The sequence below is a fragment of the Serratia sp. TSA_198.1 genome (assembly GCF_052686505.1).
Window position 1 is genome coordinate 122,713 of the sequence record NZ_JBQZFP010000008.1, and the last position, 17,153, is coordinate 139,865.

General features: G+C 51.1%; 15 protein-coding genes. 9 read left to right on the forward strand and 6 right to left on the reverse strand.

From position 1 onward, the window contains the following. Nucleotides 1-6: 6 nt before the first annotated feature. From ACUTSW_RS23180 to ACUTSW_RS23200, 5 genes are all read left to right on the forward strand, one after another. Entirely contained in the window at nucleotides 7-1,272 is a 1,266-nt protein-coding gene (locus tag ACUTSW_RS23180) for an MASE1 domain-containing protein (protein ID WP_445585461.1), read from the forward strand. A gap of 28 nt (nucleotides 1,273-1,300) precedes the next feature. Beyond that, complete coding sequence (locus ACUTSW_RS23185; protein ID WP_073439122.1) at nucleotides 1,301-1,909, forward strand: response regulator; 609 nt, start codon at nucleotides 1,301-1,303, stop codon at nucleotides 1,907-1,909. Nucleotides 1,910-1,911: 2 nt separating this feature from the next. Continuing rightward, entirely contained in the window at nucleotides 1,912-4,632 is a 2,721-nt protein-coding gene (locus ACUTSW_RS23190; RefSeq protein WP_445585462.1) for an ATP-binding protein, read from the forward strand. Nucleotides 4,633-4,742: 110 nt separating this feature from the next. Next, nucleotides 4,743-5,156 carry a lysozyme inhibitor LprI family protein gene (locus ACUTSW_RS23195; RefSeq protein WP_260629170.1) on the forward strand — a complete coding sequence of 138 codons (414 nt, stop codon included), beginning with the start codon at nucleotides 4,743-4,745 and terminating at the stop codon, nucleotides 5,154-5,156. Nucleotides 5,157-5,193: 37 nt separating this feature from the next. Further along, on the forward strand, nucleotides 5,194-5,418 hold the full coding sequence (locus ACUTSW_RS23200) for a hypothetical protein (protein WP_145917166.1): 225 nt from the start codon (nucleotides 5,194-5,196) through the stop codon (nucleotides 5,416-5,418). Between the two features lie 57 nt (nucleotides 5,419-5,475). Here ACUTSW_RS23200 and ACUTSW_RS23205 read toward each other — a convergent pair whose 3' ends face one another. From ACUTSW_RS23205 to ACUTSW_RS23220, 4 genes are read right to left on the reverse strand one after another with little or no spacing between them, the layout of a single operon-like run. Beyond that, a complete protein-coding gene (locus ACUTSW_RS23205) occupies nucleotides 5,476-6,261 on the reverse strand; it encodes an Lnb N-terminal periplasmic domain-containing protein (RefSeq protein WP_064799158.1) in 786 nt (261 codons plus the stop codon). Nucleotides 6,262-6,266: 5 nt separating this feature from the next. Continuing rightward, entirely contained in the window at nucleotides 6,267-7,667 is a 1,401-nt protein-coding gene (locus tag ACUTSW_RS23210) for an HdeD family acid-resistance protein (protein WP_020439771.1), read from the reverse strand. A 41-nt stretch (nucleotides 7,668-7,708) separates the two neighbouring features. Then, nucleotides 7,709-8,845, reverse strand: coding sequence for an MFS transporter (locus ACUTSW_RS23215; protein WP_020439772.1), 1,137 nt, complete (start codon nucleotides 8,843-8,845; stop codon nucleotides 7,709-7,711). A gap of 40 nt (nucleotides 8,846-8,885) precedes the next feature. Further along, the gene (locus ACUTSW_RS23220) at nucleotides 8,886-9,629 is read right to left on the reverse strand and encodes a MipA/OmpV family protein (RefSeq protein WP_020439773.1); all 744 of its coding nucleotides are present in this window, start codon (nucleotides 9,627-9,629) and stop codon (nucleotides 8,886-8,888) included. Nucleotides 9,630-10,146: 517 nt separating this feature from the next. On the opposite strand from ACUTSW_RS23220, the gene ACUTSW_RS23225 reads away from it, so the two are divergent. From ACUTSW_RS23225 to ACUTSW_RS23240, 4 genes are all read left to right on the forward strand, one after another. Beyond that, a complete protein-coding gene (locus tag ACUTSW_RS23225) occupies nucleotides 10,147-10,539 on the forward strand; it encodes a hypothetical protein (RefSeq protein ID WP_260629173.1) in 393 nt (130 codons plus the stop codon). Between the two features lie 74 nt (nucleotides 10,540-10,613). Continuing rightward, nucleotides 10,614-10,952: a hypothetical protein gene (locus ACUTSW_RS23230; protein WP_260629174.1), complete on the forward strand. Its 339-nt coding sequence runs from the start codon at nucleotides 10,614-10,616 to the stop codon at nucleotides 10,950-10,952. 321 nt (nucleotides 10,953-11,273) lie between these two features. Beyond that, complete coding sequence (locus ACUTSW_RS23235; protein ID WP_445585463.1) at nucleotides 11,274-14,597, forward strand: autotransporter outer membrane beta-barrel domain-containing protein; 3,324 nt, start codon at nucleotides 11,274-11,276, stop codon at nucleotides 14,595-14,597. A gap of 228 nt (nucleotides 14,598-14,825) precedes the next feature. Continuing rightward, on the forward strand, nucleotides 14,826-15,221 hold the full coding sequence (locus ACUTSW_RS23240; RefSeq protein WP_142591083.1) for an MFS transporter: 396 nt from the start codon (nucleotides 14,826-14,828) through the stop codon (nucleotides 15,219-15,221). A 28-nt stretch (nucleotides 15,222-15,249) separates the two neighbouring features. On the opposite strand, the gene ACUTSW_RS23245 is transcribed toward ACUTSW_RS23240, so the two are convergent. Both ACUTSW_RS23245 and ACUTSW_RS23250 read right to left on the reverse strand, forming a co-directional pair. Further along, the gene (locus tag ACUTSW_RS23245) at nucleotides 15,250-16,773 is read right to left on the reverse strand and encodes a conjugal transfer protein TraG N-terminal domain-containing protein (protein ID WP_445585464.1); all 1,524 of its coding nucleotides are present in this window, start codon (nucleotides 16,771-16,773) and stop codon (nucleotides 15,250-15,252) included. After that, nucleotides 16,770-17,141, reverse strand: a complete 372-nt coding sequence (locus ACUTSW_RS23250; protein WP_445585465.1) for a hypothetical protein — start codon at nucleotides 17,139-17,141, stop codon at nucleotides 16,770-16,772. The genes ACUTSW_RS23245 and ACUTSW_RS23250 overlap by 4 nt, the downstream gene beginning before the upstream one ends. Nucleotides 17,142-17,153 lie beyond the last annotated feature (12 nt).

The window sequence follows — 17,153 nt, forward strand, 5'->3', positions numbered from 1 at the left end:
ATAAGCATGGGTGCCGGGCGTATTCCACGTCGTTACGGCTTGTTACGTTGGCTGATATTTGTTGCGGTTTACTTCTTGCTCGCCACCATCAGTCTCGAAACACGCGATCCCTGGAGCCTGTCCAGCACCATTTGGTTGCCGGCCGGTCTGTTGCTGGGCGTATTATGCACCCGCTCCCCGGCACAGTGGCCGATGTGGGCGATCAGCGCAGGCGTACTGCACTTTTCGGTCAGCCTGCTGCACGACCGCCCCTGGGATATTGCGCTGGCGTTCGCCCTGCTCGATTTAGCGATCATTTGCCCGCTGGCGTTAATCTGGAATGGGCTGCACCGCTATTCAAACGGTTTGTCGCACCCGGGAGAAACGTTGCTTTTGCTGGCCGGCGTGTACCTTGCCAGCGCCGTGGGCGGCCTGTTTAGTGATTTAATTCTTAAAGCTCTCGGCTATCCGACGCGGGTTTCGCATTTCATCAGCTGGGGAATTTCCAATGCTACCGGCTGCCTGGCGATCGCACCGCTATTTATTATCCATCGTTTGAATCCTGGCCAGTGGCAATGGCCCACCCGTCAGCAAGCCGTTATTGCAGCGTGGGTTTTTCCATTAGCTATAGCCGTTTTTTTCCTGCCTTCCAGCCTGTTAAGCAACGACCTGCTGAATAACGCTTTATTGTATTCCGTGCTGGCGCTATCGCTGTTGCTGTCCGCTTTGTTGCCCCTGTTGCCGCTGGCGCTGTACTTTATTCTGCTCACGCTGCTGGTTAGTCTGGCAACTCTCTACGGCTATGGCCCATTTCGCCCAGCGTTGGCCGGCATGCAGGCGGTCGAAGCTTCACAACTGTACTTGCTGATGATCATCTCACTGGGTTTGTTAGTGGCAACGCGGGAACAACGACATCGCTCCCGGCGCCAACAGACGCAGCAACAGCAGCTATTGCTGAACGCGTTGCTGCAAACCCGCCACCCCGCCTTTTTTCGCCTGTCGGCGGGATCCGAACAATTGGATTGGCAGCCACACGACGCCGTTTTCGGCATGCCGCCACGTCAGTTAGCCAATCTGACGCTGCTGCTGGCCCATGTTCACCCCGACGATCGCGAGGTGCTGAAAACATTACTGCGCACCGCAAGCGAATCATGGAATACACCGCAATATTGCTCATTACGCCTGCTGCTGCCCGATGCACATTATCATCATGTCGAATGCCGTTTGTTGCACCATCCGCAACTAGGGGTGGCCGGCGTATTGGCACTGGCGAAAGCGGATTCACTATACTGATTGCATTGCCTGTTCCGAGGAGTCATTTGTGCAAAAAACCGTGGTAATAGCCGATGATCACCCCGTATTCCTGATTGGCCTGCGAACCGTGGTGACCACGGCCTTTGGCGATAATTTTACGATCGGCGGCGAGGCGCAAACGGTGGATCAACTGCTGGCCTTGCTGGCGGAAAAATTGCCGGATGTGCTGCTCACTGATTTCAATATGCCGGGTGAACAGCAGTCCGACGGACTGCGGCTGATTAGTACCCTGCGCCGTAAATACCCGCAGTTGCCGATTGTAGTCATTACCGTGATGACCAATCCCGGGCTGGTCAACTCCATTCTGGCTACCGGCGTGTTAGCGGTGATCAATAAGCAAAGCCTGACCACTGAGCTGACCGCTTGTTTGAAAGCATTACAGCAGGGACGCCGACCGCCGGGCAACGCCGTATCATCGCCCTCCACAGTGGCGATGAGCCCACGCGAGTTGGAGGTTGTGCGCTTGTTGGCCCAGGGCCACAGCGTTAACGATATCGCCGCCATGCTCAGCCGCACCAAACAAACCATCAGCGCACAGAAAAAAAGCGCCATGTTAAAAATTGGCGTCAGCTCCGATGTTGATTTGTTCGCCTATTTGCGCGAAGCCGGGCTGTGAAGATGAGGTGGCCTTGGCTGGTGCTGCTCACCCTACTGCCTGCATGGGCCTGGGCAGCCGGGGACATTCACGTCGGTCTGATCGACGATCGCTCACCCTACAGCGATTTTGACGCAAACCATCAACTGCAGGGTGCGGCGACAGATTTGCTGAGCGCCCTTGCTGCGCAAAGTGGCCTGCATTTCGCCACACAGACCGCATCCAGCCACAGTCAATTGGCGCAGATGTTGAATGAGCAAAGTATCCAGGTAGCCTTGCCGCCGCCGCAAAGTTCACCGCCACCGCCAGGGATACTGGTTTCGCATCCGCTGTTGCAACAGCGCTGGGCGCTGGTGGTTCGCCAGGACCGGTTGCCGTTGCAGCACGAATCGTCGCTGGACCTGCGTCATCAGCGGGTGCTGATATTACGTCACAGCCCGGCGCAGGCGGGATTACTGGCGGTTTACCCCGGCGTGGCGCTCAGCGAGGCGGCGTCATTACATGAAGCGATCCGGCTGCTGAATGCCGGCGCCGCGCAAGGCATCGTCTGCGATGCCACGCAGGCGGCGTTGTTAGCCAGCAATCTTTACCCCGGCCGGCTGAGCGTGCACCCGTTGCCGGCGATCGTCAGCAACCAGCCACTGTGGCTGGCACCGGGTCAGGATGCGCTGTTGCAGCGTATTAATCATGCGATCGACACCCTGCCGACAGGCGCTGCACAATCGATCAATGAACGCTGGCTGTTGAACTCAACGTTAAGTGGAATGCAACCGAGCGGCACCGCCGGCGATCGTTGGTTCAAACCGTTGACAGCGGTCAGCGCCGCGCTGTCGCTGTTTCTGATCGGTTTTCTGTCGACTGAAATTTTCCGCCGCCGCCGTGCCGAACGCGGTTTGCGCGATGCGTTGAAATACTGGCAAACGCTGCTCAACAGTATCCCAACGCCACTGTTGGTGTGTGATCCGCTCGGTAACATCACCCATTGCAATCAGGCATTGCTAGAGTCACTGACGCTAACGCAGCAGCAAGTGATTGGACATTCCCTGGAGCAATTTACCGCGCGAAATCCGATTATTCCCGCCATCAGCCAACAAGAGCGCATAGCGGCCATCGGCAATATGCAACCGCAGTTTTCCGACCGTGCAATGGTGATACAGGGAGCGCAACGGGAAATCGCCCAATGGCTGGCGGCTTACAGTGACAGCCGTATGACGCCGCAAGGGCTGCTGCTCGGTTGGTATGACATCAGCGAGCGTAAACGGCTGGAGCGCGATCTCGCCGATGCCTTGCAACAGGCCACCAACGCCAGCTACGAAAAAAGTCATTTCCTGGCGCGCATGAGTCATGAAATTCGCTCACCGATGAACGCTATCCTCGGTATCCTTGAGTTGGAAACCCAGCGCCCTGAAACCGCCGGGACGTCACTACCGATAGCCTATGCGACCTCGCGCCAGTTGCTGCAAATTGTCGGGGATGTGTTGGATATTTCCAAGATTGAAGCCGGTGAAATGCACTTGCAGGTTCACCCCACAGAACTGTATTCCTTGCTGACGCAGGCGCTGGATACCTACGCCGCGCTGGCCGCGCAAAAAGCGCTGCGGCTGGACAGCGATATCGAAGCCGTCTGGCAGCATCAGTATCTGCTGGATGGCGCCAAGCTGACGCAAATTCTCAATAATTTGCTCAGCAACGCTATCAAATATACCGAACGGGGTTTTGTGGCATTGCAGGTCGATGTACAGCCACAGGATCCCCATCACGACAATCTAACGTTCAGTATCAGCGACAGTGGCATCGGTATCGCCCCGTCCCTGCAACAGAAGATTTTGCAGCCCTATGCTCAGGTTGATGCCAACGCGCCGGCCAGTACGGGGCTAGGGCTGGCGATTTGTACCCAACTGGTGCAACTGATGGGCAGCGAGTTACGGATTGACTCCACGCCGCAGCAGGGTTCACGGTTCTCTTTCACGCTAACGCTACCTCGCACCGCCGCAGGCGATGAGGCGCAAGAGACGCTCACCGCCCCCCTCGTTGGACACTCGCTGCGGGTGCTGGTTGTGGATGATTTGCCCGCAAACCTGACGGTGATGAAACTTCAACTGGAAAAGCTCGGACATCAGGTCACCACCTGTGACAATGGTCGCCAGGCGCTGCAATGGCTGGAGCAAGCCACCTACGATTTGGTGCTGACCGATTGTCAGATGCCGGTTTTCACCGGCTATCAGCTAGCGCAATGGCAAAGAGAGCGAGAACAAGGCTACCGTCGATATCTGCCGATCGTCGGCTGTACCGCCAATGCGTTTAACGATGAGCAATACCGCTGTCTGGCGGCGGGTATGGACGCAGTGCTGATCAAACCGCTAACCCAGCAGGATTTGCGCACCTTAGTGTCGGAGCAACAGGCCATTCGTGTGGACATGCGGGAAATCCAATTGATGGCCGCCGGGCAGCCGCAGGTCCTGACCACCTTGATTGACGAATTGCAACGCAGCAGCGACGCTGACCGCCAACAGCTGCTCGCCGCCACCGCACAGCCGGACGTATTCGCCGCGGTGCTGCATCGGCAGAAAGGCAGTTTTGCGCTGGCGGGCTACCAAAGCGGGGTCAATCTTTGCCAACAGTTGGAACAACATCCCCCTGCTTCGGCAGAACCGACAGTTGCTCTGCTGCGTATGAATGCGCTAATTCTGCGTTTTATCGCTTTACTGGAACAACAACGTGCGGCGGTAAACGTTGACGATTGAAATGCACGCTTATCCCTTCATTAAGGAACATCAACTGATATCCAGTTGGCGTAACGCCAAAGACTTTCCTATTATTAGATGAAAACTTCTCAACTTAAGGATATTAAAATATGCGAATGCGTATTGTCGCTCTTCCATTGATTTTCTCAGCCTTTTTTTCAACCAGCGCGCTGGCAGCGGATAAACCGGAAAGCAACTGTTTGCAGACAGCTCAAAATCAGGCTGAACTGAATGATTGTGCCGCTCAGACTTACAAAAATGCAGATGGAGAGATGAATAAATCCTATAAAAAAGTCATGGACACGTTAAAATCATCCCCTGAAAAAAGTAAGGCATTACTTCAGGCGCAGCGAGCCTGGCTAAAATTTAGAGATGCGGATTGTGCGTTTTTGAGTTCAAATTCTGCGGGTGGAAGTATTAACGCGATGAATAACGCATTATGTTTGAGTGAGCGAACAACGGAACGCACAAATTCTCTGAATAAAATAAAAAAATGCGACATGGGTGACCCTGAGTGTCAATAACTGATATTTAGCTTGATGCCTTTAATAATGGAGAAAAATGATGCGAACAGTATTACTTGCAGTTTCAATGGTTCTTTTATCAGGGTGTGGGATCAGTGATGAGCTTGATGCGATGACTCTGGAAAACCATAAAAAAGTTTGTGATGGTTATGGTTTTACCAAAGGGACCGATGCCTATGCCAATTGCCTGATGCGGCAAGACGAACTTGAAGATGCGGATGAGCAAAAGATGATGGACAGAGAGGCCAAAAAGAAAAAATAACGGCAGGAATGCCCCATCATCCTGCCGTCAGTCTCACAATCAGGGAAAGTGAGCCACTCAACTTTCCCTCTTAACACCCTCTCGAATCAAACGCGAAAAATCCTCATTGATCACGGCATTGTCCGGCCTTTTGATGAGGCATCGTTTTTTTAACTGTTCAAAAGAAAGGTTATTATTCAATAAGCCAAGCTCATAGATGTATTTATCTGCATAGCCACTGACCAAGACTTTCCAGCTATAGCGAATGTCGGCAGAAACCGCAGTAGCATGATGCAAAATATTGCTCGTGCAGTTATTAAATAACGTGTGATAAAACTCGGGTCGGTGGCTCAGTTGATCGATACGGCGTAAATAGTCCAGAAAAAGAGCCTGGGCCGTATCTGGCGAAACCTGGAGGGGGTAAAGGTAAACCCGCTCTTTGCGGACATCGGTTCTGACGCCAATCAAGTCCCGCTCATCGGCAAGCACATAGGTCAACATGTAATGTTTAAAAAAGCCGCGCCAGGTCGAATATCGCTGGTCGCGGCTACGCCGCGTTTCTATCGAGACAGCCAAATGGCGACCGTCTTCGAAACCGAAGCTCAAAAACAGATGTGCAATAGCCTTACCTGACCAGTAAGAGGAGACCACATCTACCGTTTTTAACTGGCTAATATCGATATCTGCATCGTACCAATCAGGCACATAATCGTCGCGGGTGGGTTGATATCTGAAATTGCGAATATTGCGCAGTACAATTTTACCCTGCTCTCCCCACTCCACCTTCGGTAACCGGGCATATTCCAATACCCAGTCTTGCTCGTTGCTTGCTATTGGTGAAGTCAACCGCGGAAACATTCCCATAATAGCTACTTGCCTTTGCCATTTGAGGGTTCACGGTGAGCATCTGACACTATAGTGCTCTGCGCTTTCTCATCGCGCCATTGCTTGCGTAAAGAAAACATTTTCTTTAGGGCACGGCGTATGGTGGTTATCCAGCCGGCCGGTCGGGGATCTGCCAACATGCTTAATGCACGTGCGTAGTCGAGCGTCAGCCCTGGCGTCCAGGCCATCGTTTTTGCGCGTTTACGTATTTGTATCGCCACCCATAACTCCGGCGTCGTGAGAATTTTACTCAACACCCACCAGTGCCCACGCTGCCCCCATATCTTGCCCACCACGCCTTCCAGCGCCGCTTCCAGCCCTCGCGCCACACTGCTTGAGCAGTTACGATGCGTAAGGTTATAGGTATTGTCTTCCCGATAAATTTCCCAGAAACGTTTCAAACGTTCAGCATCATAGTTCCTGATCCGCACCTGCATGGTGGAAGGGCACCATTTTTCGGATTCAGTCACATAATCCGGTTGAAACTCCCCTTCGACATTATTATCTGCCGTTGCCCGCAGCAAGCGGGTAAATTGATCGGGCGACCGGTCAATATCGACTGCCGGATACAGGCTGATATAGACGCCCTCCGGAGATTCCAGCGCAGCATGGCCGGTGGAAATCACCCCATTTTTATCCACCGCAGCAATATAACGATCAATGACAGGATGAGGCACTACTGCACTCTTCGAGGATCCTACAGGTGTCCAGACATGTATGGTCAGTGCCGGTTCATCGGCAGCCGGAGGGCCGTCCCATTCAGTGACCAACGGCGCCGTTTCTGCACTGCTGGCTTCCTCTGCGGCCGTATTGCCCAACACCGCGGGATTGACCTCCAGCTTTTTGACGCGCATCGCCAACATAACCATATTCCACCCGCCGAATATCAACCCCAGACCTAAACAATAAGGGACGGTGCCGACATAATGGGTCGGATAAGGTTGAAAGAAGAAAATGGCTAACATGATTTCGATGACACCGCCGGCGACGACAAATTTCCAGTTTTTATAACGTACAACCCCAGCGGTGACGATTTGCAATAACCCGTCGGTCAAAAATAAAATGCCAAAAATCATCGATAAAATAAAATGACCATGGTGATGCCCGCTCAAGATCAATATCGCGGCCAGTGAGAATGCCCCTCCTTTTACGTAACGCAAGGTACGTTGCCCGCCGATGCCGGTATGTGCAACCATCAACGTTGCCAGGCCTTCGACCAACAACAGGAAAGCAAAGGGATGCAAGGGGAAATAAATCGCGTTGTCCAACGCATCGATGAAGATGATTAAACCAGCCAACACACCTAACCAGCCGGCAATCATCAACCCACGCCAGCGGTTACGTAAATAATCAACCCCCAGTAAAATCATTACCAACTGAACCATGCCTTATAACCTCTTCTCATCTCTTTTAATTGTAAGACGGCTTAGCAACCCCGCCTGGCATTCTTAAGGGTAAACAACATAAACAAACCGCAAAGCAACGCAGCCATCAAGGGTAGGCCGTGGGTGTTCAACTCCATGGCTACCCCACCCATCATTGGGCCAACCAATGCGCCAACGCCCCAGGCAATCGACAATACAGCATAAACTCCGACCAATTCACCGTTACTAAAGCGTTCGCCCACAAGAGTGACCACCACAGTATAAATACCTACAAATACTCCCCCCCACACAAAAAGTAATGTGTACGCCATCCAGGGATAATTAAGCGATATTGGCCATAACAATGCCCCACAGGCCGATAAACCCGCCATGATGATAATTAGCCACTGACGATTGTATTTATCCGCTACCCAACCGATAGGCAGTTGTAACAATATTGCCCCAATCAATAAAACAGAAATCAATGAAGTTGCTGATTGTTCGTCCCAACCCAAATTCATTGCATACACCGAAAGTAAGTTGAGACCTGCAGACTCCAGACCTGCATTCAAAACCGTTGCCGCTATAGCAATGGGTGCCAGACTAAGATACATCAGCACAGGTTTGGATTGATGTTGTTCGCCTGCTGGGAATGGCCTTACTACAGAGCGAGTGACTACGACTGCCGCCAACAATGCGATGGCGGCCCCCAGATAAAATGCCGTATTTCCGCTACTGCCAACGGACACTAAAATGAGTGGGCCAAGAGCAAAACCTGTGGACAAGCTGGCAGTATAAGCGGCAATGATTCGTGCACGGCTTGCCTCTTCAGCCATAAAGTTCAACCAGGTTTCAGTCACAACCAACATAATTTCGCTCATGGCGCCCAGCATAAGGCGCAACACAAACCAGGTTGCAAAAGATGTGAGGGGAAAGAGGCACAACACGAGACATGAGATAAATAATGAAAATATTATCAATGTCTTAGCATGAAATCGCCGGCACAGTACCGGTAAGAATGGAGCAACAATGAACACGCCGACGGCATGCATCGCCGCATTGATGCCCACAAAGATTTCACTATACCCTTCATTGACCAACCTAATGGCGATCAGCGGTGCACTAAGACCATAGGTTAAGCCAAAAATCATCACAGCGAGCAGGATACCAATCTTGTTAGAGAAGATTGACACTGTCATAGTCTCCTATTAGTTGGCAAAACATAGAGACTTCCCCCGGTTAAAAATTATAGTTAAGGCCAATGACAAAGTTATACGTTCCATCGCGATCAACCATTGGGCTATGACGCACGGTTTTCGATAAGAAGTTATAACGGGATTCAATATAACCTTCCCAATACTGGGTGAATTTGTATTCTGCTGCCAACATGATAAACGGCGTTAGGCTTTGATGTGGACGATATTCATTAAGCCCACTGCGCTCGGCCTCTTCTTGGGAGATCCCATAGTAATAACGTGTTTGTTGTGCATTCGACCAATCAGTACCGATTTCTCCATAAAGCATCACAGAATTGACATTGAGCTCGCCAATGTAGGCTGCCGTTGCAACCACACCCTTGCTATTATTTAGCGTATCCGCCGCGACCTGGGTAAATATCGCTCCCCACGGAGTGATCCTTTGGTAACTGATGCCCGACATGACAGTTGCACGGCGTTTGTTAAGTCTTTTCATCGCTTCACCGTGGCCATCTTCAGGACGGTAAGCGTCTTCATAGTAATAGTAGGCCTTCAATTTCAGTTCATTTTCGGCATCTTTCAGTAGGTAAAACCCTGTTTCAATACCGTCGACATACCAAACATCATTGTCATATCCCACATAGGGAATGGCATAAAAATGTGTACGTTTGGCTTTGTATGCCTGAGTTGCCAACTCTGTCTGCACGCCCAGGGAAAAACTGCTTGAAAAAGCACTTGTGGGTATAGTTATTGCTAATAACAAACAGAAAATTTTAAAATGATGCATCTAAACTCCGCCTCATCCGCGCCCACTCCCCACAAAGGCGAGGATAGATGGATTTTGTCTATGTCCATGAAATGTAGCAGATGTTCTACGAATAATCTTACTTGCGTAAACACTTCAGAAAAAACTGATAAAGAAAAAAAACAATCGATTGATTTTAAATAAAAAACATTCGACCAATGCAACAAGTCTTTCGTTGATTTCCCAGCCAAATCGCCAGTAAAACCATTCAGATATGAAAAACCGCCTTTTCTCGCATATTGAATTTATGCCTGAATGTCAATTACCTAAACTTAGTTATAAATCCCAGTATTCATACCTACTTGGTAATAAATTCGATCTTTGTTTCCATTTAGTTTCCATCGGATGATAGGTAGTATGGCATTACCCTTAACATATAAGGGGTATAGTCAAAAATCACAAAATAGCATTTGTATTCAAATGGTTATTTTTTTTTGCACTTGATGGGGCATTATGTTCTATACTCACTTTCACTAAACTCTAACCCAGTGATATCATTATGAAAAAAGTGTCATTATTTTTTTCCCTCCCATTATTTTTTGTAGTAAACATAGCGTCAGCCACTGTCGACTGTGCGAGTTTAAAGCTAAAAATTAATGCGGAGAACAAGAGCCTTTACCAAGGTCTGGTACAAAAGGTACTGACTGAAAAAGTCAGCTCAAAACAAATTGATGTATCCGAAGTTTTAGCCGACAAAGAATGGCTAGCTATTTTCGCCTCAACAAAAACCTCTGAGCCTGGCGTTTTTTTCTTTAAGAACAAAGAATTTATTGATGTCTGGGGGGGGATGGTAGAACAAGACGAAAAATCCAACGTATTAAAATGGGCTCAAGGTATTCATGCCCCAGGAACATTAACGCAATGTTTTTTTGATGAAATAGTCATACAATAATACCCTCACATTGGTTATAAACAGTGTGGATAGTCAACTTTCAGTAAGATAATCGACACAGGAGGAATTAAAAAATGAAAAACAGTAAACTTAAATTAATAGGCTCTTTGCTCCTTGCGCTTTCTTTTTCAATAATTCAGGGCTGTACCAATACCAACGAACCTCAGGTTATTTCCGCACTTGACGACAAGCCGTTTAATGACTGGTTCAACAAGTTGTTAAGCCAAATAAAATCCGATCATAATTACAAACGCATTCCGATTGATACCACTGAAAAATCAGACGAGTTTCTTATTTTATTGCATGATACTTATCGCCATAAAATCACAAAGAAAGAATTTTCACAGCGAATGATTGGCCAATACCCTGGACATGATTATGAAATTTCATTTATTACATCAAGACTACCTTAACTTAATAAAAACACTTTAGTTTATTGAAAATAATAAACATAAAATTCAAATGGTTATGCGTGACATACACCCTAAGAATCACATATTCCGCATAACCAACAAAAACAAATTAAATTCACATATCAACTTGACTTAATGCAATTAACAACTAGATTTTAAAAAACAATTTTACTTTTTCATTCTAGAAAATTATCCATCTGGGACATGACTATGTTAACAAAACTAAAACCAATAAGCTTATTCGTCAGTTCATTATTGTTTTCATATTACTCACCTTCTGCTTTAGGGGCTCCAGCCCCAGTAACTATTCCCTTGGGGCATTTGGATAATCGCCTAACCATTAATGTCGGCGTCAACGGTGGCCCCGCGCAAAAATATATCTTTGATACGGGTTCGGATCAGTTCAACGCCGTTCTTGGGCAGCAAGATACCTCGCGCTGGCCGAATGTGAATCAGGCATACGAATACCTCTATGGCAACAAGGGCTGGGGCGGATATTGGTTACAGCGCAAGCAAATAACGGACCTGACCTATTACACCAATGATGCCACCCCGATACCGGTGGCGACGCCCGACAGCAATAATAAAGGCTACGTCATTGGTCAGGTTGAACATCTGTTGCTCGACCATCCCCAGCAAGCAGATCAAAAGCCGTTTAAAGTCATAGAGGGGAAACCTTACTATATTGATCTGGGTGCGGAAAAAAACATAATTTCAGGAAGACCGACAGAAGAAAAGCACTTCTACGGCACCTTTGGCGTAGGGGATTTTCTTTTTACGGATGCAAAAGGCAATCCCAACGGCGGCAGCCCCTTTAGCACCATCACGAAAACCGGTTTTATCGTCGCCGGTAATGACAATGCCAATGATAATGGAACAACGCTTTCACCGGGTTGCGCACCTTGTGCCATCCTCAATTTGACGCCCAGCCTGCGGGCGCAGTTTGATACCCTGGTCCCTTGGGCACCGACGCGCAGTGAAGGCGACATAACCCATTTCCCCAACTCTGGCGCACCGGCGTCATCGCAACATGAAGGCCGCTTCAAATACGCCTTCACACTCAATATCAATGGTCAGTCTAGCACCGTTGAACTTCCCGCAGAGGCGCTGAGCGGTGCAATTTTATTCGATACGGGTAATCCTACTCACGCAACGATAGACAGCAAAAAATTTGGCGACATCCTCGAACAGAATGGCGTGAAATTTGACAAGGATGGCGAAAACAACACGTCGGTGACAGCTCTGACGCTTCAGCCTGTCGATGCCAATGGGCAGAAAGTCGGCAACGGGATCACTCTGCAGGGAGGCAGTGATGATCGCCTGGTTATCGATCGTGACAGCACTGACACCGAAACCTGGAACATCACGATGGGTATAGGTTTTTTCACTCAATATTCAGTGATGTATGATTTGCAAAATCAGCTCACGGCGTTTACTCCTTTCGTCGTCAATGCCGATAATTTCTCTACCGATGCCAACGGCAGCGGATTGCACCTTAACCGCGTGACCAGGCAAATGGGAAATCTGATGAGTGCCCCTGCCGGCGATCCCTCGAGTGACCCTAATGGAGGAAAAGGTTATCTTGGGTTGGCGGGCGCCATCTCCGGCGCCGGCGACTTAACGCTCATGCCGGATGTGGTGGTCAACATGACCGGCATGAACACCTATACCGGCGTGACCCGGGTGAATAAAGGCGCGGTGTTATACCTTGCCGGCCCCGGCAGTCTCGCCCACTCTGCATCGCTGGAAAATAACGGTTGGTTTGACATCACCGAACACGGTAATTTTAATCCGCTGTGGGGCGTTCCAGACAGCATGAACAACGTCACTCTCCGCAGCTTAAGCGGCAATGGCGTGGTCACGCTGGGGGACAGAACGCTGGTGTTAAGCCAGGCGAAGGATAATTTCTCGGGCCGTATCACAGACACTGACCTCAGTAATCCTGACGGAACGCACTATAAAGGCGGCCTGACAATTGCGGGCGGTAGCCAAACGCTCAGCGGGAATAATGATTACACCGGCCAGACGCGGATTGCCAAAGGCGCTGTGTTGCAACTGACCAACACCGGCACATTAACCAGCGATGTCACGGCTGACGGGCGCTTTATCGCCAACGGTAAAGCCGCCGGCGCTACTGTGGTGCGCGATGGCGGGCTGGTAGGCGGCAGTGGGCATATCGGCACGCTGACGGCCAATCAAGGAGGCTCGGTGGCACCCGGTAATTCTATCGGTACCTTGACGATTGATAACGATCTGACGCTGGGAAATGGCTCCCGTTATCTGGCTGAAATTGAGGCTGGTCGCAGCGATTTGCTGCAGGTCAATGGCCAGGCGATACTGAACGGCGGCGAGATTGCCGTGGTGCCGCAAGCGGGGCAAAACCTGCTGGCTTCAACATCCTCCGCCGGCAATATCCTGGCACAGCGTAATACCCTGCTTACTGCCGCGCAAGGTATTACGGGGCAATTTGGCTCTGCTGACGCAGGGCTGTTTTTAACGCCCGATCTGGTCTATCAGGCCACTAGCCTCTCATTGGGTTTACAACGTAACGCCACCCGTTTTGCGGATGTCGCCGTCACGGCCAATCAACGTAACCTCGCGACGGCAATTGAACGCTTACCGGCTGATCACCCCGTGTATCAAAGCTTGTTGATAGCCCCTTCTGCGGAACTGGCGCGGCAAGCCTATCGTCAATTGTCCGGGCAGATACACGCGGATATCGCCTCCGCGCTGGTGAATAACAGCCGTTATGTTCGGGATACGCTTAACGGCCGTTTGCGCCAGACTCAGGGTGCAGCGGACAACAGCGACATCAAACAAGACGAGGACGGCGCATGGGTCAGTTTGCTGGGCAACTGGGAGCACGCCAGCGGCAATGATAATGCCACGGGCTTCCACGACTCTACCTTTGGGGTATTGCTCGGTGCGGATAATGAGCTGGCCGATCGTTGGCGTCTGGGCCTGGCCACCGGTTACACCCGCACCTCTTTGCACGGAGACGGCGCATCTGCCGACAGTGATAACTACCATTTGGCTGTCTATGCCGGCAAAACCTATGACAACCTGAATCTGCGCGCGGGTACCGCCTATACCTGGCACCGGATTGAAACCTCCCGGGGTATCGGGTATTACGGCCAGTCCGATAACGCCAAGGCACGCTATAACGCGGGAACAGGCCAGATCTTCGCAGAAGCGGGTTACCGTCTGGACAATACCTGGTTCAATCTGGAGCCGTTCGCCAATCTGGCGTGGGTGAATTACCGTAGCGATGATATGACGGAAAATGGCGGTGCCGCCGCGTTGAAAGCAGACAGCCAGAGCACCAGCGCAACATTATCCACCCTGGGTATGCGTGCGGACAAACGCTGGAGTACCGGTAAAGACAGCGCCGTTACCCTGCGTGGTGAACTGGGTTGGCAGCATCAGTACAACGCAACTGAGCGCGAAGTCGGCTTGCGCTTTGCCGGCACTGACGCCACCTTCAATACCGCCACGGTCGCAGCCTCACGCGACGGCATGGTGATGAAGGCGGGGGCAGAAATCAACGTCACAAAATCGGTTGCCGTATCCCTCAACTACACCGGTTTGTTATCTCAGAATTATCAGGATAACGGTATGAATGCCGGCGTGGTATGGCATTTCTGAACATGTCCATATGCGTACAAGGATGAAAACAGTATCTTCCGAGAGATGATTTAGAAACAAAATCATCTCTCGGGGAACAGAATACTTTACTAAGCCTGAGGTAGTCATCAGACACAGAAAAACCAACCTGGACAACTGTTGTCAGTGGTAGCCGACAAATAGCAATTGGTTGTTATTTCGACTATAGTGGGCGAAATAAACATATTCCTTTGGCATTTAGGGGGGGTAATGGAACAATCAAATCATGAACGAGCCTACCAACGCGGGAGAAATGTCGCCAAGGCTTGGAAACGCCTGTCATCTGCAATGAAACATTGGGACAATGTATGCGTAGGGAAGGTTCAGGAGAGAAACCTTCCCTCTTGGATAGGACACATTCCTATTGTATTTTTGGGTGTAGTGCTTGTCGCTCTGTTATCGACATATGCCATTGTCAGTTTAGCCAGCTTGGGTTGTATTATTGCTCTTTGGGCAGTAGCTTCAATCATTCAGAATGCTTTACGACAAACAACTGGTGCAACAAGTCAGACAAGACTAAAGAAAAACAGTTACGAACGTTTTTCATGGGAAAATGAACCTTATAAAAACACATATGATAGGCAGACTTGGCACCAGAATGATTAAGCCGGATATACAATCCAGCCTTATTTTTTCATTTACTGGCTTGCTGTGTAATAGCACTTCCCGCTGCACTTCCCAACTGACTACCTGCAGCTTTTGAATCTTGAGTTCCTGTGCTGATAGCCTGGCCAAGTGCATGCCCCATACTAATCCCCGCCCAAGAAAGTGCCCCTAACCATACCGCCGGTAACACGATAAACATGCACCCCATTACTAGGTTCATAATCAGGTCATCCGTGCTGTTTTGGAACCCGGCTACATTCCAACGACTGTGTGTATCCGAGCCGTATAGTGCTTCCAGCAGCCAGCTGTCCAGCCAGCGCGCCAGCTCCCACCAGAAGGTCAAAAAGTTCAGCGCAAACACCACGAATGTCACCGTGATCACCGTCTTATACTCATAGGCTGCGAATGCCAAGATGAGTGGCACCATGATGTACACCGCCATCAACAGCACCGCCTGCACCATCGGCAGCGCCTGACGCATAGCATCAAACGCCGGATACGCCGCCAGGCTCCCCAGTGCGCTCCCACCCATCGAGGCAATACGGTTAACCGAGTTGTCCAGGGTAAAGTCAGCATTACCGCCATAGCCGGCATACGCCCGTCCGCCCTGGGAGACCGTCAGGTTATCCGGGCTGACCAGGCGGCGCACCACCGCCTCTTTATAGTCCGCATCCGGCTGCCCCATCATCTTCAGCGCGGCCGACATCCGCAGCATTACGCCCGGATCGACCTGCTTCACTACCCTGGCCTCCAGGCCCGTCTCGCCGGCTGACCACCACTCGCTGCAGGTCGGGTACCCACCCCGTCCGGTGTTTGGCCGACCGCTGTCCCGCCCTTCATTCCACGGGAAACTGGCGCGCGGCGTTTTCGACTGCAGATTGTTGTAGTAGCCACCATTCAGGAAGGTTTTCGACCCCAGCCACTCGATATCACGCAACGTGGTTTTGTCGGTCGTTTGCCCCTGGTCGCGGTTCTGCCAGGTATACAGCGCCAGCGCGTAGCAGTCGTTAGTGAAGTCCTGCAGCTCCTTTGCCAGTGCTGGGTTGTTGACCCGACTGTGCTGGACCTCAAAGCGGACCTGCCGCAGATCCGGCCGGCACGGAATGGTGGCCACGGCCGCCGAGGTGATCCCCTTCGACAGCTTATGCACTACCAACCACCACACCGGCACCTTCGCCGTTTGGCCGTTCATACTCGACATGATATTGGCGTACCCGGTTTCATCCGGCTTTTTGGGTGTCCAGGTACCGCAGGTTGCCGCCCGACTGCTGTCATATTTGATGGTATCCAGGCTGACATTCATCAGCGGCAGGCAGCAGGCAAGCATCACGAAGAACGCGCCGTAGAGCAAGTTCTCGATGCGCGGCAGGGACAGCATCCCTTTGTTGCCCTCATCCTCACCTTCCTCCCGGACCTTCAGCCAGATGGCCGCTACCTTGAACAGCAGAGGCAGCACAAACAGCCCCGTACTGACCAGCAGCTCCCACAGGCCGTTGTTAATCAGCCAGCCGAGCAGCGTCAGGAAATACTCCAGATAGCTGTTGGTCATCATAAGGTCAGCCCTCCGCCAAAGAGGCTGTATTCACACGCCAGGGCAAATACAGCGCACGCAATGGCCATACGTTTGAGCGGTTGCCGGAATTCTGGCTTGCAGCCCGGTGCGTGCCAGATTTTCCAGAATCCCCAGGTCAGCACGGCGTAAAGCGCCAGGCGCCAGCTCAGCCAGCCATAACGGGTGCTGTGCACCCAGTCACGCAGCGCGGCACTCTCTCCTGGGTGATTGACACCCCAGTGGGCCATGCCCAGCGCCACTATCATCGCAATCACAAGCATGCCCAGCATCTGCAGGACACGCTTTGCCCGGTGACCGAGTCGGCCGCCCCTGCGGGGCGACATACCTTGTTTCTCTGTTCCAGTCATTGATGCCTCCCC

What these genes read in the sequence shown, in the direction of transcription:
- ACUTSW_RS23195 (WP_260629170.1), top strand. Translation starts at nt 4,743, where the DNA reads ATGCGAATGCGTATTGTCGCTCTTCCATTGATTTTCTCAGCCTTTTTT.
- ACUTSW_RS23200 (WP_145917166.1), top strand. Translation starts at nt 5,194, where the DNA reads ATGATGCGAACAGTATTACTTGCAGTTTCAATGGTTCTTTTATCAGGG.
- ACUTSW_RS23245 (WP_445585464.1), bottom strand. Translation starts at nt 16,773, where the DNA reads ATGATGACCAACAGCTATCTGGAGTATTTCCTGACGCTGCTCGGCTGG.
- ACUTSW_RS23215 (WP_020439772.1), bottom strand. Translation starts at nt 8,845, where the DNA reads ATGACAGTGTCAATCTTCTCTAACAAGATTGGTATCCTGCTCGCTGTG.
- ACUTSW_RS23230 (WP_260629174.1), top strand. Translation starts at nt 10,614, where the DNA reads ATGAAAAACAGTAAACTTAAATTAATAGGCTCTTTGCTCCTTGCGCTT.
- ACUTSW_RS23225 (WP_260629173.1), top strand. Translation starts at nt 10,147, where the DNA reads ATGAAAAAAGTGTCATTATTTTTTTCCCTCCCATTATTTTTTGTAGTA.
- ACUTSW_RS23190 (WP_445585462.1), top strand. Translation starts at nt 1,912, where the DNA reads ATGAGGTGGCCTTGGCTGGTGCTGCTCACCCTACTGCCTGCATGGGCC.
- ACUTSW_RS23240 (WP_142591083.1), top strand. Translation starts at nt 14,826, where the DNA reads ATGGAACAATCAAATCATGAACGAGCCTACCAACGCGGGAGAAATGTC.
- ACUTSW_RS23180 (WP_445585461.1), top strand. Translation starts at nt 7, where the DNA reads ATGGGTGCCGGGCGTATTCCACGTCGTTACGGCTTGTTACGTTGGCTG.
- ACUTSW_RS23210 (WP_020439771.1), bottom strand. Translation starts at nt 7,667, where the DNA reads ATGGTTCAGTTGGTAATGATTTTACTGGGGGTTGATTATTTACGTAAC.
- ACUTSW_RS23220 (WP_020439773.1), bottom strand. Translation starts at nt 9,629, where the DNA reads ATGCATCATTTTAAAATTTTCTGTTTGTTATTAGCAATAACTATACCC.
- ACUTSW_RS23250 (WP_445585465.1), bottom strand. Translation starts at nt 17,141, where the DNA reads ATGACTGGAACAGAGAAACAAGGTATGTCGCCCCGCAGGGGCGGCCGA.
- ACUTSW_RS23205 (WP_064799158.1), bottom strand. Translation starts at nt 6,261, where the DNA reads ATGGGAATGTTTCCGCGGTTGACTTCACCAATAGCAAGCAACGAGCAA.